Raw genomic sequence first — 22,194 nt, forward strand, 5'->3', positions numbered from 1 at the left:
GTGAACTGAAATCCCGGCTTAGGTCGGGATTTTTTGTGCCAAATGATGAGGTTCTACGTGGATAAGGACATCGGCGACCTCAGGCATTTCCTGTTGGATCTTGTCTTTGAGGCAGTGCGCGATATCATGGCCTTCAGTAACCGTGATGTCGCCATTGACGGTAAGGTGCAGATCTACGAGATAATTCATTCCCGTTTTGCGTACGTGTAATTTTTCGGTATCGATCACACCCGGAACGGTTTGCGCGATGACGCGGATTTGCGCGACGACCTCATGGTGCAGATGCTCGTCAAGGATTTCGCCCAAAGCCGGACGGAAAATCAAATACGCATTGTAAATGATGAATCCCGAAGCGAACAACGCGGCCCAATCGTCGGCGGTTTCATAACCCGGACCCATAAAAACTGCGATAGCGATCCCGATAAAAGCCATGGCCGACGTGATGGCGTCGCTGCGATGGTGCCAAGCATCGGCTTTGAGTGAAGAACTGTTCGTGTCGTCGCTTTTTTTGGAAACGATGCGATAGAAAACCTCTTTGATGATCACGATGACGCCCAGAACGATCAACGTATACGGAGCCGGCGTTTTGTGAGGCGTGCGGATGTGGTCGATACTTTCGTAAGCGATGACCGTAGCCGAAACGACCAAAAAACCGACAACGGCAAACGTGACGAGCGCTTCGGCTTTTCCGTGGCCGTACGGATGGTTCTCATCGGCGGGACGCGAGGAATATTTGAGGCCGAACAATACGAGCAAAGAAGCGAAAACGTCCGAGGTCGATTCGATGGCGTCAGCGATAAGCGCATACGAATTCCCAAGATAACCGACCGCTCCTTTCACCAATGCCAATCCCAAATTGCCCACAATGCTGAGGTAGGTGGTCTTTACGGCTTGCTCGGCTTTGGTTTGCATGTGGCAAAGATAAGGCAACGAGGTTTTGGAATCGGGTTTTTGTCGGAAAGTTCGCTGATTTGGAAGTCAGGGCAGAATAGACAGTTTATAATTCCGGATGCAGGAAATTATAATTGATGAAACGGATGAGTTTTCCTGAACTGATCTGTTTTCCCGTCGATTGGTTTTTGCGGTTGAAAGTAGGCAAAGGCAAATTCATCGCGCGCGCTTTTTGGGTGTAATAATCCTCGCGGCTCGGATGATAAGGCGCGACGGCATTGAACGTTTCGCCCCAAATCTTGTTCTCGATGATCTTGATGATGATGCCCAAACAATCTTCGCGATGGATCAGGTTGATCGGCGCGTCGGGATTCTCGACGTTTTCCTTGCCTGCCAAATGTTTTATCGGATGCCGATCGCTGCCGATAAGCCCACCGAAACGGATGATCGTGGTTTGGAAATCGGGCGTTTCTCGAAGCAGGTTTTCACAAGCGAAGAGTTGTTTGCCGCTTTCGGTAGAAGGCTTCGGATCGAGTTCTTCGGTGGCGATTACTGCCTCGTTTCCGTAAACCGAAGTGGAACTGATGAAAAGGACGTTCTTGATTCCCGCATTTATGATTTCGGGAATGAGCGTCCTTATTTTTAAAACGTAAGAATTCGGCGCGGCGTCCTTTATTTTTGGTGGAACATCGAGAACCAACGTATACGAACTTTTGAGGAATTCCGTTATATCGCCCGAAATCGAACGATCCTCGAGTGCAATCAAAAACGGATAGATTCCCGACTGTTGTAGCACCTCAAGCTTTTGGGAAGAAGTAGTGGAACCGTTAATGTTGAATCCGTGCGCAGCCAAAGTTTTGGCCAACGGCAATCCTAGCCAGCCGCATCCGAGAATGCTTATGTTATTTTTTGTGGGCAATGTCGTAATCTTAAATTCGGTTCAAGCGGTTAGGCCATTATCATAACGGCTTCCGCTCGATTTTCGTATGCCTACGGCTGTTGTGCCGATTGGCTTGGCGTTTGTAACGGGGTTTGGATTTCCTCATCCAAATCGGGAATGGTATCGTTTTGTGCCGACGGCAACGTGAAATTACGCCTTGACGGCACCGGAATTATGGTTTTTGGTGTCGGTGCGATTTTTTTCCTGACCGAAATGGCGTCGGTCAAAACGAATGGCATCGGCATCATCCAGTCGGCGCGTTTTTTCATGATAAACAACGGGTTGGTCATCAAATCGAAAGACGATTCGAGCATTTCCATATCCAAAACCGTATTTTTTGAAACGCTGAACTGAAGAACGAGCGGTTCGTTGTCCACCACGTAATAGCTCAGCAGTTTTTTGCCGTTTCTCGGATAGGCCGATCCTTTCTGTCCGAGCAGTGTCGCACCATTTGCCTTGAGGTTGTGCAGCACCATATTTTCGTTGGCGAATATGTCATAACGGTTTACACTTCGGTTCGGCGTGATTTTTATGGTCAGATAACGTTGGTTGCCGATGATGCTGTCTGAAACGAAATCGACGTAAGGCTCCGGAATATCGCGCAGCATGGCCTCGTACGAATACGTAAAAGTCGAACCGTATTTGCTGAAAAGCGGAATTTTATTCAACGTAGAATCTTCTTTCGGGCTTTCGGTGAGGTAATTGCGCGTCCAATCGTCGAGATTCTTGTCATAAGTCGCCCAAACCGATTTGTCGTTTTCGGCATCGTACACATAAACCAGGCTGTTGGGTTTGGCTTTCCCGTGCGCGTAACCCGATTCGAGATGGGCGCAGACGAAACATCCGGCCGAAGCTAGAATGAATACGGCCGACCACAATCCTTTTTTCGGAAAGTAGGCAAATACGGGAAGCAGCAATCCGAAAACCAACACGGTCAGTGCCGCGCTTCCGTACAAGATTTTAAGCCCGAGTCCTATCGGGAACATCACGATGAATGGTACATAGATGAAAAAGGCCGGGATTGCGAAAATCGTATTCAGCAACGGACTCGAATGTTGGGTCGCGATATAAAAAGCGAACATGAGCAGGCTGAAAAACACAGGAATCACGAAATAACCCGCTCCCGGAAGGAAAGCTGCGAGACCGAGATTGATGAGCAGCCAAATCAGCAAAGGCGCAACACTGTAATTGCCTATGGCGACTTCGGTTCCCGTGCGCACGTACCATAAAAACGCGATTCCGATACTGAGCAATACGAACGAAACGATATACCAATGTCCGTTATAGGTGAAGCCTTGTAAAATGTCGGAATATTGCGGATAGATCGTGAGCACCGTTTTCCATCCGAAAAAGCCGACCACTCCCGCCGTTACCAAAGCGCCTAGGAACAATATGAATCCTTTACCCATTTCTGCAGGCGATAACAAACGTTTACCCATTCCTACGAAAACCAGGAACAGGAACAGCACGAAAGCAATCGTAAGCAATCCGAAATTCCAAGAAAACGGATAGTGGAAAAATCCGATAGGCGTGTTATAATAGACTTGGTCATCGTCCGAATCGAGTGTTCGCAAGTCTGTATTGGCGAAATGATCGAGCAACGGTTCAAGATAACTTCCCTGATGGGCGACCGTTTCAGGACTCAAATGATCGAAATCGTCCTGTGCCGTGTGATAGTTGTAATGCCCGTCGATAAACGCGAAATTGAAACCCTGTATTTTGCCTTGTTCGCGAAAAACCGTCAAATCGGTATCGTTGGGCAACATCTTGTAAATACTGTACATCAGGGAATTCGAGACGGGATAAGAGGCATCGGCTTCGTCGAAACCTTCGACCATGCCCGAATTCCCGTTGTTGACTTCCATGAGCATATACCCAGGACCTTGCGTACCTCTGGCCTCAAAATTCAATGCGAGCCCGATTTGCTTGGCCCACTTGCTTTGGGTTACGAAAAGTGCGGCTCCGTTGAGTCCGAGTTCTTCGGCATCGGTAAAAACGACAAAAATATCGTTCTTGTGGGCCGTCTTGTCGTGAAGATACGCGCGAACGCTTTCAAGGATGACGGCAATTCCCGAAGCGTCGTCGCCAGCACCATGTGAGTAAGAATGCGGCGCGCTGTCATAATGTGAAAGAAGCAATAACGCTTTGCCGTTGATTGTCCCTTTTATACGTGCGATTATATTGCGCGACTTGACCAGATTTCCCCAGTCGGTAAGTGTCGTGCCTTCCTGGATTTCGGTTTCCAGTCCCAATTGATGCAGTTCCCTTTCGATATAACTCTCTACGGTCTTATGATTACCGGATCCGACATGATGAGGCGTCTTGGCTATTTCCTTAACGATTTCAAGGGCGCGTTTGGTTGAAAATTCAGACAACGGTACGGTTTCGTCGGGGACGCGTCGCGGCATGAGGTCAAAATACATCCAGCATAGAGTCCCAAATAGGAAAAGTGCTGAAAGTAAGGCGGCATAGGTTTTTTTCATTGGTAGTTGGTTGTTTGCTTGGGGTCTATCGCTCTTCTCGGATCAACCTGAAATCGTTACCCGAAAGGTTCTGATAAGCCTGATCGTAAAGATAATAGAAGATTCTGCCTTTTTTGGTTGTTCGGATGCCCGTGAAATGATCGAAGTCGAAGCCTTTGTTCACGAGCTTATCGCGGGAAATGGTCGTTTTCCCGTGTGTATTGAGTTCGGTCAGTATCCGGTAATTCCGGCGCAAGGAATTGTTGACGTTACGCATGAAATTGGTGCTGTCCTTGTTGATTCGATTGTTGTACGTGTTGCGGCAGCCATCGCTGCAAAACTTCTTGTCTTCGCGGCCGAGAGATTTTTCACCGCATTCCAAACATGTTTTCATAAGGCGTGTAATTAAGGTTGTATGGATTCGAATGTTGCTTCTTGCATGTGGCAATTCCTTGTTTTTCAAGGCATCCGATATACTAAAAGCGTCTCAAATATAAGAATTTATCTCCGTTTTATCCGACAACAAACGTTTACAAGCGACTACAAATGACAGTAAACGTTTAACTACCGACTGTTTTTTGAACGTTTTCCCAACTTTGCAACATCAAGCCGTGGAAAAGCTCCACGAATGCAAACCATCTAAATTTTTACACGCCATGAATGCATTGAGAAACAGAGTACAGCTTATCGGACATGTTGGTCAGGATCCGGAAATCAAGAATTTTGAAAACGACAAGAAAAAAGCGAACTTCAATCTGGCCACAAGCGAAGTCTATAAGAACGAACGAGGAGAAAAAGTCGAAGAAACCCAATGGCATCGCATTATAGCTTGGGGAAAAAATGCCGAGATTATCGAGAAATACGTGGGTAAAGGAAAGGAAATCGCCATCGAAGGTAAACTCGTCCATCGCCAATATGACGACAAGAACGGAGAGAAAAAGTACATCACCGAAGTTGTAGCAAACGATCTTTTGCTTCTGGGCGGAAAGTGATTTTAGTCGGGTTCAGTTGCCGAAAAGATCATCGTTCGAAACATCCGTGAATTTTCGCAGAACGATTGTTTTGTCCTTCGAATCGTAATAAGTAAGGATTTCAGATTTTCCGAAACGCCCGACGGAATAAGTAGTAATGTCGTCGTTCTCGTCTAAAAATTGCGATATGAAATCGGATGCGATTGGCAATTGGTCTTTCGTATCGAACTTAAAGGAGTCGTCGAATAAGCTTTCGAAGTAGACTTGTTGCAACACCGAAGCGTCGAGAAAATCGCCCGGATTCACAGATCCGCCGCCTGCCGCAATCATTCCGACGCCAAGTGTCGCACCGAGGATGACATTAGTGGTGTTCATCGTTTGCTTGACGCCTCCACAAGTAACCAAGATTCCTTGTGGCGATTTGTAAGCCGAAATCGCTGGATTGCTGTTTTCGAGACGGCGCATGAATTTCGCTGTGGTTTTGATTTCGGATGACTTGTTATTGCCATTTTGGACGAACAAAGGAGAACTTTTGAAACTGATGGATTCTTCTACTTTTGTTCTGTAAACAACCGGTTCAGTATTCCCATCAAGCGAATTTTCAAAGGATAGGGCAAGCTCTTTGTCAGAAAAACGAAGCTGGCAAAGGCTTTGCCCGACGATGAATGAATTGGCGCTTGTTGTATTTTCTATAGAAAGTTCCGGTTGATTGTTCCTGATTTCCTTTACAGAGAAATCACTGAGTGCAATCAAGAAAAATTGGGAAAATCTCGAATCGTGATCTAACGATAGCACGAGTGAATCCGAACTCACATAAAGTTTTGCAACCGATGCGGCTACGTTCAAAGGACAAAACACTTCGGGTTCGATAAATTGCAAAGGATTTCCTTCGAAAAATTCGGCGAGCTTGAACTTTTTGCCTTTTTGGGAAACCAGTTCGAATTTAGAGAAATCTAGCGTATGCAATTCGGGTTTGCCATCGGTAAAGCAACGTAGGAAAAGCTGTTGCTCTTCATCCGAAACGGTTAACAGGAAGAATTTGCCCTTTGCCGAAAACGCATTCAGGAATGTTTCTTTTTCGAACGAAACAGAAGTTGGATACTCGAACGATTTTCGGCTAGAGAAATCGAAACCGGTCGAGACGATTTTCGAACGGTCTTCAGAGAACCAGTAAACGAAAGGGTTTCCGGAAGAGTCGAAACTCGTCCCGGCAATATAATCGACATCTTTCGAAGGCCTTGTCGTTGAAAGACTGTCGCGGAAAAATAGTGCTTGATTGTATTTAAGAGCGTAAATACGTTGCTTGTCTGAAGCGAAGGAGTAAAACGCATTTCCGTCTTCGGCAGAAATGCAGATAATCTGTCTCTTGTCCCAAGGCTTTTTAAGCTCAAGGTGTTGAGTCGAGACCAAAGTTTGTGCAAACCCTTGTATGAAAACAAACGAAATGAATAGAAGCAATTTTTTCATAATAAAAGAAAACCCTCCGTAATGGAGGGCTTATTTTTTACAGGCCAAACGTTTTTCGATCAAATCGAACATTGGGCAACGTGCGCAACGTTTGTCCTCGCTTTTTTGATATTTTTCGCAGCACTTCGATTTACAGTTGTCTGAAATCTTGAGCTTCTTGAGAAGTTTTTTATACTCCTTTTTTTTCTGGTCCTTGTCCTTCGTTTTATCCTTCTTGCTCAAAACCACGCTTCGTTTGCGACAAAGATAGCTTGTTTTGAATCAATCCAAATAAATTTAACTATTTGGCATTGAAGTTAAGCGCATTCATAACGGGCAATTGTTGGATATCGCGGTCGAACAAATACAAGCCGCCCTTGTCGTCACCAATCATATTCACTTTATCGAGGATGGTTTTGGCTTGGGCTTCCTCTTCGATTTGCTCAGAAACGTACCATTGCAAGAAATTATGAGTCGCATAATCCTTTTCCGACAAAGTCTCGTGAACAAGATTGTTGATCGACTCCGAAACAAAAACCTCATGCTTATAAAGTTCCTCGAACATTTCCTGAAAAGCGTTGAACATAGTCTTTGGCGCTTTAAGTTCGGTAATTTGGGCATGTCCGCCTCTTTCGTTTACATAACGGACAAGTTTGAGCATATGTGTACGCTCCTCATCCGACTGGGTATACATGAACTGGGCGATCCCATCAAGGCCGTGCGTATCGGCCCAACAAGCCATAGACAGATAAATCTGCGAAGATTCGGCTTCTATCTTAATCTGCTGATTAAGTAGCGTCTCAATACTTTTTGATAACATGATTTCAAGGTTTTGAGTAAAGTTACGAAAACCCTTGAAAACATTGAAGTCTGGACATGCAATCAAGATTTAATCCTGATAAGCCTAACCCATCAATTCCCGAAAGCGATCGACAAAAACTGCCATGTGATAACCATCCATCAAGGCATGATGTACATGTACCGACATGGGCATGGTTCTCTTGCCATCGGGATTTATCGTCATTTTTCCGAACGAAATTTTGGGACAACTATCGGGGAAGTCGAAATTTCGGGCATGCGAAAGCGAAGTGAAATCCAACCACGGAATCGACGAGAAATGGATCAGGTTGTCATTCGGAAAATCGCGTGTGAAAAGGCCTGGCGTATTTTGGACACGATGGATTTCAATTTTTGCTTCTTTTGAGAAGCGTTCGATGTCCTCGTAAAACTTGATCAAAGAAAAGCCGAAGGAAGCGTTTTCCCTGGCAATCGTGGCCGAAGCGTCGATGCGGTCGTGAATTACGACTTGGCCGCCATCGACACGATACCGGAAAGGTTCGACTTCATTTGCCGCAATCAAGGTTTTGTGCAGATAATAGACGAAAAACGGAACGCCTTCGGTTTTGGCCCTATCATAAGCGTTCGTGCAATCGATCGTGACGACCGATCCGAAAAAAGGCTCACTGAACTTGCGGAAGAAATCGAAATGCTCCTTTCGCGGCCAGCTGTCTAAATCTAGCAGGGTTTTCATAAGTTGAAAATCGGTAGGATGGCCGAAATTTTATCAAGTGCCCGAAAGTTCTCGTGTTTCACTTCGTGATCGATGCGTTCGTGTGCCCAAGTCGTATGGAACGGAATGTGGACCGCATGTCCGCCTATGTTCAAAACGGGTAAGACATCCGATTTCAACGAATTGCCGATCATAAAAAATTCTTCCGGCTTGATGTCGAGACGTTTGACCAAATCGAGATAATCCTGTTCCTTTTTATCACTCATCACTTCGATATGGTGGAAATATTTACCAAGCCCGGAATTGTGAAGTTTGCGTCTTTGGTCAAGCAAATCGCCTTTCGTAGCGACCACAAGCCTGTATTTTCCGAACAGTGCTTCGAGTGTTTGCTCGACTCCGTCCAAAAGTTCGATCGGACGTTGCAGAAGCTCTTTTCCGTATTCAAGGATTTTCTCGATGGCTTCGACACTGATCGTGTTGTCCGAAATCTTCAAAGCGGCTTCGATCATCGAAAGGGTGTATGCCTTGATTCCGTAGCCGTAAAGCCCAAGATTGTCGATTTCGATTTTGAACAATTCCTGCGAAAGACTTTGGCGCGACAGGTAATCCTGCATCAACTCGAGGAATTTCTCTTCGGTTTCTACGAAATAGGGTTCATTGACGAAAAGCGTGTCGTCGGCGTCGAATGCGATAACTTTTATGTCCATGCGTGTTTCTTAGCCACGAATGACACAAATAGTACAAATCCAATTCGTGAAATTCGTGGCTCTTTTCTTAGTTAATTGTTTCCCCGTTTATCACACCTTCCGCATCCGGATTCAAGAAAACCAGTTTGCCTTCCGCGTTGTTGGTCATCAGGATCATGCCTTGGGATTCAACGCCACGCAAAGCTCTTGGTGCGAGATTCGCGAGAACAGTCACGCGTTTTCCGATGATTTCTTCCGGAGAAAAACTCTCGGCGATTCCCGAAACGATCGTGCGTACGTCAATTCCCGTATCGACTTTCAACACCAGAAGTTTGTTCGCTTTTGGCATTTTCTCGGCCTCGATGATCGTTCCGACGCGCAAGTCCATCTTCGCGAAATCGTCGTATTGTATGGCTTCTTTCTGTGGTTCCACTTTTTTATTTTCGATTTTATTCGCGGTTTTGGTCGCTTCCAATTTGTCGATTTGTTTTTGGATGGTTTCGTCCTCTATTTTCGAGAACAGCAATTCCGCGACCCCGATTTTCGTTCCAGGAGAAAGAATTGTCTGAGGTTTCGCCACTTCATCCCAATCGTTAACATCGGCTGGCGACGGATGGATTCCGAGCATATTTCTCAATTTCGTAGAAGTGAACGGCAAGAAAGGCTCCGCCAAAACCGCCAAAGCCGTTGCAATTTGCAAAGCCACGAACATTTGTGTCTTGACTCTTTCCGGATTTTCCTTGACGAGTTTCCATGGTTCTTCGTCTGCCAAATATTTGTTTCCGAGACGTGCCACGTTCATGAATTCGCCCAAAGCCTCGCGGAAACGGTAGCGTTCGATCGAACTCGAAATAACGGCTGGATAAGCCCGCATTTCGGCTAAAGTTTGTTCGTCTATTTCAGTGAAATCTCCTGGTTCAGGAACAATTCCGTCGTAATATTTATTGGTCAAAACGACAACGCGATTGATGAAATTGCCCAAAACCGCGACCAATTCGTTGTTGTTTCCGGCCTGGAAATCCTTCCACGTAAAATCGTTGTCCTTGGTTTCGGGCGCATTTGACGTCAATGCATAGCGCAAAACATCCTGTTGGTTCGGGAAGTCCTCAAGATATTCATGCAGCCAAACCGCCCAGTTTTTCGAAGTCGAAAGCTTGTTTCCTTCGAGATTCAAAAACTCGTTCGCCGGAACGTTGTCGGGCAAAATAAAACTGCCTTCCGCTTTTAACATCGCCGGAAAAATCACGCAATGGAACACGATGTTGTCTTTTCCGATGAAGTGGACGAGTTTCGTATCCGCATCTTTCCAATACGGTTCCCAATCTTTTCCTTCTCTTTTCGCCCATTCTTTCGTGGACGAAATGTAGCCGATTGGCGCGTCGAACCAAACATAGAGCACTTTTCCTTCGGCGCCTTCGACCGGAACGGGAATTCCCCAATCCAGATCCCGCGTCACGGCACGCGGCTTTAAACCGTCGTCGAGCCACGATTTCACTTGGCCCAAAACATTCTTTTTCCAGTCTTTCGCATGATCTTCGAGAATCCATTTATTGAGGAAAACGTCGTATTGGTCGAGCGGTAAAAACCAGTGTGTCGTCTTTTTCAAAATCGGCGTGTCGCCCGTTATGGTTGACTTTGGGTTGATAAGATCGGTTGCGTTCAACGAACTTCCGCAGTTTTCGCATTGGTCGCCGTAAGCATTTTCGTTGCCGCATTTCGGGCAAGTTCCGGTTACGAAACGGTCTGCCAAAAACTGGTTCGCCTTTGCATCGTACAACTGCTCGGTTTCTTCCTCGATGAATTTTCCTTCGTCGTACAATTTTCTGAAAAACTCCGAAGCCGTGTCATAATGTACCTGGCGCGAAGTCCGCGAATAATTGTCGAACGAAATCCCGAAATCCTCGAACGATTTACGGATGATGCCATCGTATTTGTCGATGACTTCCTGAGGCGTTAAACCTTCCTTGCGCGCTTTCATCGGGATGGCGACCCCGTGTTCATCGCTTCCGCAGATGAACGCAACGTCTTTTCCCTGGATTCTGAGGTATCGCGCATAAATGTCCGAAGGCACGTAAACGCCCGCCAAATGCCCGATGTGGATCGGTCCGTTCGTGTACGGCAATGCGGCCGTAATCGTATATCGTTTAGGATTTTGGATCATAGTGATTGAAATGTGCGCAAAATTACGCATAAAAGTTCGGATGTTAAAGCCTGCGGAATCCTGATAAAGACAATGATTTTTAGAAGCTTTTTTCGGCTGTCCGCTATTAGCTTTTTTGAAAAAGCCGGTTTTCTTTAGGGCGGGACGAGCCTCCTTCGGTCGCTGCCTCACCCCAAGAAAAACCAAGTCTTTTTTATTGCGCTGCGCTCCATACAATTCGAGCATAGCTCTCGGGTCTTCAAAAGGCTAGCCGCTGCCATCCGGGCTAGGGCGATCGTTTTTGAAAGAAGTTTCCGATTTGAATTCGAAAGTCGGACCCATCAAAAACCCATCTGATTTTTGGGTTGTAAGACCTAACAGGTTTTTAAAACCTGTTAGGTCTACAAAGTTCAGATGCAGCTATGAGACTTCATTACAGTTTTTCTGTACATTTTGTTAAACCCATTTCCCAAATCCACCAAAAAATCCTATGCCATTTTCCACTTGCCTCTTATCTTTGAAAACATGAGAACATTCCTGCTTCTGCTGCTCTTGACAAGCCAACTTTTGCAAGCCCAGACTCGAAAAACGACAGCGCCGCCAAACCTCAAAAAAGGTGACACGATCGCAATCATCGCGACGGCGCGCAAAGTCGAAGCCGTGAACCTTCAGCCTGCAATCGATCTTTTCAAAAGTTGGGGATTAAACGTCGTCCTCGGCAAATCCATCGGCAAAAGCGACAACCAGCTCGCGGGCCCCGACTGGCAACGCGCCACCGACTTGCAGGAAATGCTCGACAATCCGTCGATAAAAGCAATAGTCGGCGCAAAAGGCGGATATGGAACCGTGCGCATCATCGACCGCGTCAACTTCAACAGATTCAAGCAAAAACCAAAATGGATCGTCGGTTTCAGCGATATGACCGTTTTGCATTCCCATCTGAACACGCTTGGCTACCAAACCATCCACGGACTTGTCGGGGTAAGTGCGAAAAACGCCACCGAAGACGCCAAAGAATCGCTCAAAAAAGCTCTTTTCGGCCAAAAGCCGGAGTATAAACTAGATGCACATACGTTCAATCGGAAAGGAAAAGCGAAAGGCGAACTCGTGGGTGGGAATTTGTCGGTTTTATACAGCATTATCGGTTCCAAATCGGAAGCAGACGTTAAGGGCAAAATCCTGTTCATAGAAGATCTTGACGAATATCTGTACCACATCGACCGCATGCTTTTCAACCTGAAGCGCAACGGTTATTTCGACAACATCAAAGGCGTAATCATCGGCGGGATGACCGAAATGAACGACAATGAAATTCCTTGGGGCAAAGACGCGCTCGAAATCGCACAGGACATTTTCAAGGATTATAATTTTCCCGTCATCTATAATTTTCCGGCCGGTCATATCAAGGACAATCGGGCATTGATCATCGGAGGTGTGGTCTCCATCGACGTGAGCGAAAACGGTTCGACTGTAAAATTTGAATGACTTTAACAATTTCGGCAGAAAATATGTAATCGGGTTTTTCGGCAAACCGCTACATTGGCCAAAACACACCGATGGCCTTACACAATGAACTCGGAAAAAAAGGAGAAGAGTTGGCTGTGGCTTTTCTGTTCAAACACGGTTACGAAATCCTCGAAACGAATTGGATATGCGGAAAAGCCGAAATCGACATTATCGCGCGCAAGGGAAACCTCTTGGCGGTCGTCGAGGTCAAAACCCGTTCTTCTGTAGTTTTTGGTCTTCCGCAGGATTTCGTGACACCAAAAAAAATCCAGATGTTGACCAAGGCCGTAAATGAATTCGTACAGTCTTATGCTCTTGATTGTGAGGTGCGTTTCGATATTATCGGGGTAACGCTAACCCAAACGGGGCATGAGATTGAACACTTGTGCGATGCATTTTATTATTTCTGAAAAATTAACAATTCTAACCCGTGTAAAAAAGGTAAAAATAATTTTATTCGCTACATTTGCGCACTTTTACCTACAACACTATATAAAAAATGAAAAAAATCTTTACTCTGTTGGTTTGTTTTTTGGCAGCCAATTTGTTTTCTCAGCAAAAGGTTGCCCAAAGGGTTGCCGAACTGAAAAGCGCTAAATCGGTTTTTAGGCATTTTTCGGTTTTGGATGCCAACAATGAGGCGCCATCTGCTGAGGTTTCCAAAGCCGTCGAAAAGGCAAGTTTTGCCAAAATCAGAACTGCCGACGTAAATACCATTTTCAGCACACAACCTGAAACCATAGAGGTTGACGTTCCCTACATGGGCAACCAAATTACAGTAGAGCTCTACAAAGCGGACATTCTCAACAGCTCTTTCCAAATCGATACCGATAAACAAAGAGATATAGCTTATCAAAAAGGGGCATATTACAGAGGAATCGTTAAGGATGACAACCATTCAATCGTAGCCTTGAGTTTTTTCAACAATGAACTTAGCGGAATCATTTCGGCCGATGGTATCGGGAATCTTGTGATCGGGAAATTGCAGAAACCAGGCAATACCGAAAACTACATCATTTATTCGGATGCCGACATGAAGGTAACCAATCCATTCAACTGCGGGATGAAAGTTGATGCTGAAAATCCGAATTTCCAACAAGGGGAAGAATCTACAGACAGATCGATAGAAAGCGTGCGCTGTGTTACCATTTATTTTGAGGTCGATTATAACCTGTATCAGCAGAACGGCAGTAACACCACTAACGTAGGAAACTGGGTTACGGGTGTGTTTAACAATGTCGTTACACTGTACGCCAATGATGGCATTTCGGTCGGACTTAAAAGTACATTCATCTGGACTGAAAATGATCCTTATACGGGAGATAATTCCGGTGATTATTTGAACATGTTCCAGGATTTGCGACCGGTGTTCAATGGTGATGTTGGAATGTTATTAGGAATTGATCCAGGAGGAAACGGTGGTGTTGCCGCCACAATCAACGGACTTTGCAGCGGAGACAACCATAGTTATTCAGATGTCGACTTAGGATATTCTACGGTACCTACTTTTTCATGGACTGTTGAAGTCGTCACTCACGAATTGGGGCACTTGCTAGGTTCTCCTCACACACATGGCTGTTATTGGAACGGAAACAACACGGCTATCGACGGATGCGGCACCCAGGCAGGTTATGTGGAAGGAAGCTGCGCACAAGGTCCAATTCCAAGCAGCGTCGTAAAAGGAACGATCATGAGTTATTGCCACTTGATCAACAACGTGGGGATCAATTTCAATAACGGATTCGGTACTCAGCCTACACAAAGAATTCTTACAGCAGTTAACGGAGGAAGCTGCTTGAGTACAGATTGTATCAATACTTGTATCAATACAGTGTCCAACATCACGGCGAACAATATCACGACGAGCTCGGCGACAATCACTTGGGATGAATTATCATCAATCAGCCAATGGCAGGTTTTGGTGAACCCACTAGCGAGTAATTTTGGCATCTACACGACAGTGTCAGCTCAAACGTACACTAATTCAAGCTTGCAGCCGAATACGTTCTACAAAGCAAGAGTGCGTCCTGTTTGCCCGTCTGGAGTAACTTCTGCCATTCGCCAGGTTATTTTCGCGACGCCGGCCAACTGGTGTTCGGGAGTGACGATTACCGATACGGGAGGAACTGCCGGAGATTATACCGACAACCAGGATTACACACGCGTGATGATCCCTACCCAAGCGAACAAGAAAATCCAACTTGATTTCACTCAATTCGATCTTGAGACGGACTACGATTATATCTATGTGTACGACGGAGCTTCGACTTCATCTCCAGACTTGACTTTCGGAGGTTTGACAGGGGAAGATATGTCTGCACCTTTCCCTTCTTACGTTTCAACGTCTCCCGACGGAGCTTTGACACTTCGTTTCGTTTCCGATCCAGGTGTTGTGGCAAGCGGTTATACAGCTACGGTTGCATGTCAGGATTTGTTGGGCGTGAACGATACCCAGAATATCGACTTCACGTATTATCCGAATCCGGCCAAAGATGCGGTAAATATCGTTTCGAGAACCGAGATAACCAACGTGGAAGTGTATAATGTCGCAGGTCAATTGTTGTATGCCAACAAAGCCAATACACTTGAAACCAAAGTCGATATTTCGGCTTACGCTACGGGAACGTATTTCTTCAAGTTGAAATTTGGCGAATACAGCGCAAACTTCAAGATCATGAAATTCTAAAAGAATTTGAAATAAATGGAAAAGCCCTTTCGGAAACGGAAGGGCTTTTTTATTGTTCCAGACCTTTGAGGTTTTCAAAACCTCAAAGGTCTCCAAAAAACGAAAAATCCAATTACAGAAAATCTGCCAAAAAGGTTAAGAAACCACTTTCTGCATTAAATCCAAAGCCTTGCTCACCGATTTGACATCCTCGAAAGTCAGCAATAACTTCAATCCGCTTGTAGTCTGTTTTTCCTTGATTCGAGCCAGGTTCGGATTTTTTTGGATGAATCCGATCACGTTGTCGAACTGTTTCGACTGGAAGAAATCCGAATCGTGGTCCGAAATGAAATACCCGACCATCTTGCCTTGTTTCATCACGAGTTTCTCGATGCCGATTTTGGCCGCGATCCATTTGATGCGCAAACTGTTGAGCAATGCCGATGCCTGTTTCGGCAACGGTCCGAAGCGATCGACAAGACGTTTTTCGTAAAGGAAAAGCGCTTCCTCGTCCTTGATCAAGCTCAATTCGTTGTACAGATTCAGACGTTCCGAAACCGTATTGATGTACTCGTCAGGGAACAAAAGTTCAAAATCCGAATCGATCTGGATGTCTTTGACGTATTCCTTTTCGTGTTCGCCCTCGATCTCGCGGTACAAATCCTTGAATTCGTTCTCCTTGAGTTCCTCGATGGCTTCGTTCATGATTTTCTGGTACGTCTCAAAACCGATATCGTTGATGAAACCGCTTTGTTCGCCTCCTAGCAGATCGCCCGCGCCGCGAATCTCGAGATCTTTCATCGCGATGTTGAAACCACTGCCGAGTTCCGAGAATTGTGCAAGCGCGTGGATACGTTTTCGCGCGTCTTCTGTCATCACCGAAAACGGAGGCGTGATAAAATAACAGAACGCCTTCTTGTTGCTTCGTCCGACGCGACCGCGCATCTGATGCAGATCCGAAAGCCCGAAATTATTGGCGTTGTTGATGAAAATCGTATTCGCGTTCGGCACGTCGAGTCCGCTTTCGATGATGGTCGTGGCCACCAAAACATCGAATTCGCCGTTCATGAACGACAACATGAGTTCCTCGAGTTTCTTGCCGTCCATTTGGCCGTGGCCGATACCGATTCTCGCGTTTGGTACCAAACGTTGGATCATTCCCGCGACCTCGCGTATGTTCTCGATGCGGTTGTTGATGAAGAAAACCTGTCCGTTTCTCTGTATTTCGTACGAGATCGCGTCGCGCATCGTCTCTTCGCTAAAGCCGACAACATGGGTTTCTATCGGATAACGGTTTGGCGGCGGCGTCGTGATCACAGACAAATCGCGAGCGGCCATCAGTGAAAACTGAAGTGTCCGGGGAATTGGGGTCGCCGTCAACGTCAACGTATCGATGTTTGCGCCTAGCGTCTTGAGTTTATCCTTTACGTTTACGCCGAATTTCTGTTCCTCATCGACAATCAAAAGCCCGAGATTCTTGAACTTGACATTTTTGCTGACCAATTGGTGCGTCCCGATCACGATGTCCAATTTCCCGTCTGCCAAATCCTTGAGCGTTTCCGATTTTTGTTTCGCACTTCGGAATCGGTTCAAATAACCAACTGAAACCGGCATTTCCTTCAAACGTTCCGAAAACGTGCGGTAATGTTGATACGCCAAAATCGTCGTCGGAACCAAAATCGCGACCTGTTTTCCGTTGTCCACAGCCTTGAAAGCGGCTCTGATCGCGACTTCTGTCTTCCCGAACCCGACGTCTCCGCACACCAAGCGATCCATCGGACGCTCGCTTTCCATATCGGCTTTGACTTCCTGGGTCGCTTTTAATTGGTCGGGCGTGTCTTCGTAAATGAACGACGATTCGAGTTCGAGCTGCAAATAACTGTCCGGACCGTATTGGAAACCTTTCTCCAATCGGCGTTTTGCATACAATTGGATCAAGTTGAAAGCGATGTGCTTGACGCGCGCCTTCGTTTTATTTTTGAGGGTTTTCCAGGCCGCCGAGCCGAGTTTGTAAATTTTCGGAGGCGCGCCGTCTTTCCCGTTGTATTTCGAAATTTTGTGAAGCGAATGGATGCTCACGTATACGATGTCGTTGTCGGCATACACGAGTTTGATCGCCTCCTGTGTCTTGCCTTCTACCTGGATTTTCTGCAATCCGCCAAACTTCCCGATGCCGTGGTCGATATGCGTCACATAATCGCCGACCGACAACGTATTGAGTTCCTTAAGCGTGATCGTCTGCTTTTTCGAATAGCCGTTCTTGATCGAAAATTTGTGGTAACGTTCGAAAATCTGGTGGTCGGTATAACACGCGACCTGCAGTTCGTCGTCTATGAAACCTTGGAACAAAGGCGTGACGATCGTTTCGTATTGTTTGCGAACGTCTTCATGGCTGGCTTCGTCCAAACTCTCGAAAATGTCATGAAAACGTTTGGCCTGAGTATCGTTCGAGCAGAAAAGGTAATTTCGGATACCGTTCGAATGGTTGTCGCCCAAATTGTTGAGCAACAGATCGAATTGCTTGTTGAAGGCGGGTTGCGGCTTGGTGTGGAATTCGAATGTATGATGCGGCTCAAACATAGGATTGGCCGTAAATTCAAGCACCGAAAACAATTCCGCGCGTTTCGTGAACGCCTTCGCATTGACGAACAATTGTTCGGGTTCCACATGTTTGATCGTCGAATCGAGCTTTTGGAAGGTATCCTCGGCCGTTTGGAAAATCTTGTCGAGTTTGGACAGCGCGATTTCGGGTTCCTGTACGAGCAACACCGTTTTTTCGCTTATGTAATCCAGGAAACTCTCGCGGCTTTCCTCAAAAAATTTATTCTCAACGTTCGGTATGATCGTGATTTTCTTTTTCTTTTCGATCGAAAGCTGTGTTTCCACGTCGAAGCTTCTTATGGAATCAACCTCGTTGCCGAAGAATTCGATGCGGTACGGATTGTCGTTCGAAAACGAAAACACGTCGATGATTCCGCCACGCACCGAAAATTCACCGGGTTCGGTAATGAAATCGACGCGTCGGAATTCGTATTCGTGCAACACTTCGTTGATGAAATCGATCGAAATCTTATCGCCGACCGCAACTTTCAAAGTGTTCTTTTCAAGCTGTTGGCGCGTGACAACCTTCTCGGACAACGCTTCGGGGTAACTTACGATCAATGCCGGGCGTTTGCGCGAATTGATGCGGTTCAAAACTTCGGCGCGAAGCAATACGTTCGCATTGTCGGTGTCCTCGATCTGGTACGGTCGACGGTACGAACCCGGATAGAAAAGCACGTCTTCCTCTCCGATCAACTGTTCCAGATCGTTTAAGTAATACGCGGCTTCTTCCTTGTCGGAAAGCACCAAAAGAAACGGCAATTCCGATTTTTTGAACAGCGAACGCACCACAAAAGACAATGAAGACCCGACCAATCCACGCAATTGCAACTTTTGGCCTTTTTGTTCGAGGCTTTGTGCGATGCGGATCAGTTTGGCAGAAGAATCGTATTTGTTGAATAAGGCTGCCTGGCTCAATTATGGTAGTTTTCTGTCGCGTCCTCCCATGAATCCTTTCGGGCGCGGCGTTTGTTGTTGTTTTTGTGCGGAATTTGAAGGCGTTACGTCTTCAGGTTTGAAACCGGCGTCGGGAATCGCGCGTGCGGTGTCTAGCATGCGGATCATGTCGGCTTCTCCTTGTTCTTTCGGAATGCTGGTTTTGCGGTCGATTTCGCTGAGTTGGGCCTGAAAACCCTGCATTTCGGTATTGATGTCGGCCACCAAAGCATTTACCTTATCGGCCGGGATATCGTTGAGGTTGATGAACAGATTGATCGAATTGATTTTGGTCGTCAATACGGCGATCCGGGCCTTGACCTGTGGTTTGTTGTAATTTACCGGAATGTTGTTCGGCAATGCGAGCGCACGTTCCGAAAGGATTTTCGCCTTTTTCTGGAAAGCCCCGATACTGCTTTGCGGCTTTTGCGACATTTCGCGCAACAAATCACGCCAAGCGGGCCAGGTCGCGATCAATTTTTCGGATGTAGGATTGGTCGGATTCGTGTTGAAACGCCAATTCAGGCTGATGCTTTCAAAAACCTTCTCCTTTTTCTTTTGCTCTTTTACCTGTTCGGCGGCGCGTTTTTCCTCGTCTGTACACGAAAACAGTAGAATGCCGATAAACAGGAGGCTTAAAAGACGTTTCGCCATGTCGCAAAAAATTAGGAGTACAAATGTAATCAGCACAAGGCAATTACACGCAAGCCGTTAGGAATTATTAACGAATCGATAACGGAATGCAACCAAAACGTATATTTGTGCAAAATACAGCACAACTATGCCCAAAATTTTGATAATCGGCGCTTGCGGACAAATAGGCACCGAGCTTACGCACAAACTGCGCGAAAAATACGGTGTCGACAACGTGATCGCTTCCGACATCCGCAAACTCAACAACGACGTGGTCAACGACGGGATTTTCGAGGTGATCAACGCGCTCGATTTCAACCAGATCGAAAGCATCATCGAAAAATACCACGTTGACGAAGTGTATCTCATGGCGGCTTTGCTTTCGGCGACTGCCGAGAAAAATCCTGCTTTCGCCTGGGATCTGAACATGAATTCGCTTTTCCACGTGCTGAACCTGGCCAAAGCGAAAAAGATCAAGAAGATTTTCTGGCCGTCGAGCATCGCGGTTTTCGGGCCGACTACCCCGAAGAACCAAACGCCTCAATACACGGTCATGGAACCGTCGACGGTTTATGGGATTTCTAAGCAATGCGGCGAGCGTTGGTGCGAATATTACCACAACATTTACGGCGTCGACGTACGCAGCATCCGTTATCCGGGATTGATTTCGTGGTCGACTCCTCCGGGTGGCGGCACGACCGATTACGCTGTCGATATTTACTACAAAGCACTATCGGACGGCAAGTACGAGTGTTTCCTCAAAGAAGATACGCGCATGCCGATGATGTACATGGACGATGCGATCCGTGCCACGATCGGCATCATGGAAGCGCCCGCCGACCAGATCAAGATACATTCTTCGTATAATTTGTCGGCGATGGATTTCACGCCGAAAGAGATCGCGGACGAAATCAAAAAACACATTCCCGATTTCGAAATCACGTACAACCCCGATTTCCGTCAAAAGATCGCCGACAGCTGGCCTTCGAGCATAGACGATACGTCGGCGCGTGAAGATTGGGGCTGGAAGCACGAATTCGGGTTGGAAAATATGACCCGGGACATGCTCGAGCATCTGAAAGACGCTTAAGAAGCAATTCCTTAAATAAAAACGCCCTTTGGATGTGGTTCCGAAGGGCGTTTTTTTATTTTTTCGAAGGCATATAAATCGGCGATTCGTCTCTTTTCGGATGCGTCGTGAGCCGAAACTTTTGCCTGGTAATCACGTCTATTTTCCAAACGTCGTAATTCGAGGCGTTTCCCGAAGTGAACGAAATGAAACGGCCGTCAGGCGACCACGACGGCGAATAATCTTCGATTTCGTCGTTGGTGATGTTCTGCATTTCGCTCGCGTCGCTGTTCATGGTGAAAATATCGGTAAAGCCTTTGTCGGAGCGGCCGTAGAACGCGATTCGTTTTCCGTCGGGCGACACCGCGGCTCCCGAATCGAAACCTTCCTTGCGCGTGAGTTGCCTCTGGTTTTGGCCGTTGCTGTCGATGATGAAAAGTTCTCCGTTGGCTTTTGAAGTCGCGGTTTTCGGCAGCTCGAGCGTAAAAATGATATGCTTGCCGTCTCGCGTCCAGACCGGGCTTTCGCAATAGCTTTTGTTGTGGGTCAACCGGGAAACGTTGCCGCCGTTGGAATCCATGAGGTACAAGTCGTCGGTTTTACCGTCGCGGTCTGAGGTGAAAACGATCGTTTTTCCATCTGGTGAATAGGCTGCGTTGCGTTCGTTTGCAGTATTGTTCGTGAGGTTTACGGTATTCGAACCGTCGGCGTCCATTCTCCAGATTTCGTCATTGCCCGTCCTGTCGCTGTAGAACAGGATGTGTTTCGCGTCGGGCGACCAGTTTTGCGCATAATCGGTTTTGGGGTTGTCGGTGAGTCGTTTGACGTTCGTGCTGTCGGAATGCATCGTATATACCTCGAAGTTGCCGTCGCGTTTGCTTGTGAACAGTATTTTTTGGACTTCGTTCGGGTTTGTGACGCTTTTGTTTGATGTCGAACACGAATTCAAAAGCAGGAAAGCGGTAGCGAAAAGTAAGGTGTATCGTGCCATATCGGATCTTTTTTGCGGATGATGGATGTGCTTTGTATTCCTGATTTGCGTTCTCGAACGTGAGTCGCGTGAGGGATGCAAGCGGATATACTTTTGGTGGCGAGCGCTCCCGAAACGTCGGGAGAGGCACCAAAAGATAGAAGCGGGCAGCCCGACGGCAGCGCTGCAGCGACTTCCCGTAAACGCAAATGTTCCGCGCTGCCGGCACGCCAAAACATCGATTTTCTAAACGAAAGACCCGATCATTTCTTCTGTTTGAGTTTCTCGAGGTACGCGTCTTCGTTTTTGCTTATGATTTTGATGACACCGTCCACGTCGTCGTTCGGAATGGTCATCGACAACACATAATGCTTGATTTTCCACTTGTCGTTTTCTTTGACCAAGACGCCCGAACCGCGGCAGATTTTCATCCAGGTGTCGAGCAATTCGTCGAACCATGCCATTTTGCCGTCGGCGCTTAAATAGATGTGGCGTTCGACGGGCTTGAAATCCCACGCTTTCCCTTTGTCGAAATACGGTTTGGAAAACGCTTTGAACTGTTCCATGTTCCAGTTTTCGGCAGCTTCGGTCCCGATGAAGATCGCATCGCTCGTAAAAGCACCGAAGTAGCCGTTGAAATTCCCGTCGGCAGCGGCTTTGTGCCAATCGTTGAGTATTTTGTCGATGTCTGATTTTTGCGAAAACACCGATGCCGAAACGAAAAGAAGTAGAAAATAAACGTATTTCATGGTTGTCGATTTTCAACTA

At 46.6% G+C, this 22,194-nt stretch carries 18 protein-coding genes; 5 read left to right on the plus strand and 13 right to left on the minus strand.

The window, feature by feature from the left end:
* Window positions 1-18: 18 nt before the first annotated feature.
* From HZF10_RS04975 to HZF10_RS04990, 4 genes are all read right to left on the minus strand, one after another.
* Window positions 19-912 carry a cation diffusion facilitator family transporter gene (locus HZF10_RS04975; protein ID WP_176005081.1) on the minus strand — a complete coding sequence of 298 codons (894 nt, stop codon included), beginning with the start codon at window positions 910-912 and terminating at the stop codon, window positions 19-21.
* An 85-nt stretch (window positions 913-997) separates the two neighbouring features.
* A complete protein-coding gene (locus HZF10_RS04980) occupies window positions 998-1,810 on the minus strand; it encodes a Rossmann-fold NAD(P)-binding domain-containing protein (protein WP_217703348.1) in 813 nt (270 codons plus the stop codon).
* A gap of 71 nt (window positions 1,811-1,881) precedes the next feature.
* Window positions 1,882-4,314 carry a M28 family peptidase gene (locus HZF10_RS04985; RefSeq protein ID WP_246282475.1) on the minus strand — a complete coding sequence of 811 codons (2,433 nt, stop codon included), beginning with the start codon at window positions 4,312-4,314 and terminating at the stop codon, window positions 1,882-1,884.
* A 25-nt stretch (window positions 4,315-4,339) separates the two neighbouring features.
* Window positions 4,340-4,687, minus strand: a complete 348-nt coding sequence (locus HZF10_RS04990; RefSeq protein WP_176005082.1) for a hypothetical protein — start codon at window positions 4,685-4,687, stop codon at window positions 4,340-4,342.
* A gap of 262 nt (window positions 4,688-4,949) precedes the next feature.
* Between HZF10_RS04990 and HZF10_RS04995 the strand changes: the two genes are divergently transcribed.
* The gene (locus tag HZF10_RS04995) at window positions 4,950-5,285 is read left to right on the plus strand and encodes a single-stranded DNA-binding protein (protein ID WP_176005083.1); all 336 of its coding nucleotides are present in this window, start codon (window positions 4,950-4,952) and stop codon (window positions 5,283-5,285) included.
* 12 nt (window positions 5,286-5,297) lie between these two features.
* Here HZF10_RS04995 and HZF10_RS05000 read toward each other — a convergent pair whose 3' ends face one another.
* From HZF10_RS05000 to metG, 5 genes are all read right to left on the minus strand, one after another.
* Window positions 5,298-6,731 carry a hypothetical protein gene (locus HZF10_RS05000; RefSeq protein ID WP_176005084.1) on the minus strand — a complete coding sequence of 478 codons (1,434 nt, stop codon included), beginning with the start codon at window positions 6,729-6,731 and terminating at the stop codon, window positions 5,298-5,300.
* Window positions 6,732-7,011: 280 nt separating this feature from the next.
* Window positions 7,012-7,530, minus strand: a complete 519-nt coding sequence (locus tag HZF10_RS05005) for a ferritin (RefSeq protein ID WP_176005085.1) — start codon at window positions 7,528-7,530, stop codon at window positions 7,012-7,014.
* Window positions 7,531-7,614: 84 nt separating this feature from the next.
* Window positions 7,615-8,241 carry a chloramphenicol acetyltransferase gene (locus HZF10_RS05010; RefSeq protein ID WP_176005086.1) on the minus strand — a complete coding sequence of 209 codons (627 nt, stop codon included), beginning with the start codon at window positions 8,239-8,241 and terminating at the stop codon, window positions 7,615-7,617.
* Window positions 8,238-8,927 carry an HAD family hydrolase gene (locus tag HZF10_RS05015; RefSeq protein ID WP_176005087.1) on the minus strand — a complete coding sequence of 230 codons (690 nt, stop codon included), beginning with the start codon at window positions 8,925-8,927 and terminating at the stop codon, window positions 8,238-8,240. Before HZF10_RS05015 ends, HZF10_RS05010 begins: the two co-directional genes overlap by 4 nt.
* A gap of 67 nt (window positions 8,928-8,994) precedes the next feature.
* Complete coding sequence (gene metG / locus HZF10_RS05020; protein ID WP_176005088.1) at window positions 8,995-11,067, minus strand: methionine--tRNA ligase; 2,073 nt, start codon at window positions 11,065-11,067, stop codon at window positions 8,995-8,997.
* A 504-nt stretch (window positions 11,068-11,571) separates the two neighbouring features.
* Here metG and HZF10_RS05025 point away from each other — a divergent pair.
* From HZF10_RS05025 to HZF10_RS05035, 3 genes are all read left to right on the plus strand, one after another.
* Complete coding sequence (locus HZF10_RS05025) at window positions 11,572-12,531, plus strand: S66 peptidase family protein (RefSeq protein ID WP_176005089.1); 960 nt, start codon at window positions 11,572-11,574, stop codon at window positions 12,529-12,531.
* 71 nt (window positions 12,532-12,602) lie between these two features.
* Window positions 12,603-12,962, plus strand: a complete 360-nt coding sequence (locus tag HZF10_RS05030; protein ID WP_176005090.1) for a YraN family protein — start codon at window positions 12,603-12,605, stop codon at window positions 12,960-12,962.
* Window positions 12,963-13,051: 89 nt separating this feature from the next.
* On the plus strand, window positions 13,052-15,238 hold the full coding sequence (locus HZF10_RS05035) for a M12 family metallo-peptidase (RefSeq protein ID WP_176005091.1): 2,187 nt from the start codon (window positions 13,052-13,054) through the stop codon (window positions 15,236-15,238).
* Window positions 15,239-15,373: 135 nt separating this feature from the next.
* Here the strand turns inward: HZF10_RS05035 and mfd are convergent, their stop codons facing one another.
* On the minus strand, window positions 15,374-18,691 hold the full coding sequence (gene mfd, locus HZF10_RS05040) for a transcription-repair coupling factor (protein ID WP_371315643.1): 3,318 nt from the start codon (window positions 18,689-18,691) through the stop codon (window positions 15,374-15,376).
* Between the two features lie 45 nt (window positions 18,692-18,736).
* Entirely contained in the window at window positions 18,737-19,408 is a 672-nt protein-coding gene (locus HZF10_RS05045; protein WP_176005093.1) for a hypothetical protein, read from the minus strand.
* 127 nt (window positions 19,409-19,535) lie between these two features.
* Between HZF10_RS05045 and HZF10_RS05050 the strand changes: the two genes are divergently transcribed.
* Window positions 19,536-20,477 (plus strand): L-threonine 3-dehydrogenase, encoded by a 942-nt coding sequence (locus tag HZF10_RS05050; RefSeq protein ID WP_176005094.1) that lies wholly within the window; start codon window positions 19,536-19,538, stop codon window positions 20,475-20,477.
* 55 nt (window positions 20,478-20,532) lie between these two features.
* Here HZF10_RS05050 and HZF10_RS05055 read toward each other — a convergent pair whose 3' ends face one another.
* Together HZF10_RS05055 and HZF10_RS05060 are read right to left on the minus strand one after the other, a co-directional pair.
* Window positions 20,533-21,447, minus strand: coding sequence for a TolB family protein (locus tag HZF10_RS05055; protein WP_176005095.1), 915 nt, complete (start codon window positions 21,445-21,447; stop codon window positions 20,533-20,535).
* Window positions 21,448-21,689: 242 nt separating this feature from the next.
* Entirely contained in the window at window positions 21,690-22,175 is a 486-nt protein-coding gene (locus HZF10_RS05060; RefSeq protein ID WP_176005096.1) for a nuclear transport factor 2 family protein, read from the minus strand.
* Between the last annotated feature and the right edge of the window lie 19 nt (window positions 22,176-22,194).

Origin of the sequence: Flavobacterium agri (assembly GCF_013401995.1) — a bacterium.
Classification (GTDB): domain Bacteria; phylum Bacteroidota; class Bacteroidia; order Flavobacteriales; family Flavobacteriaceae; genus Flavobacterium; species Flavobacterium agri.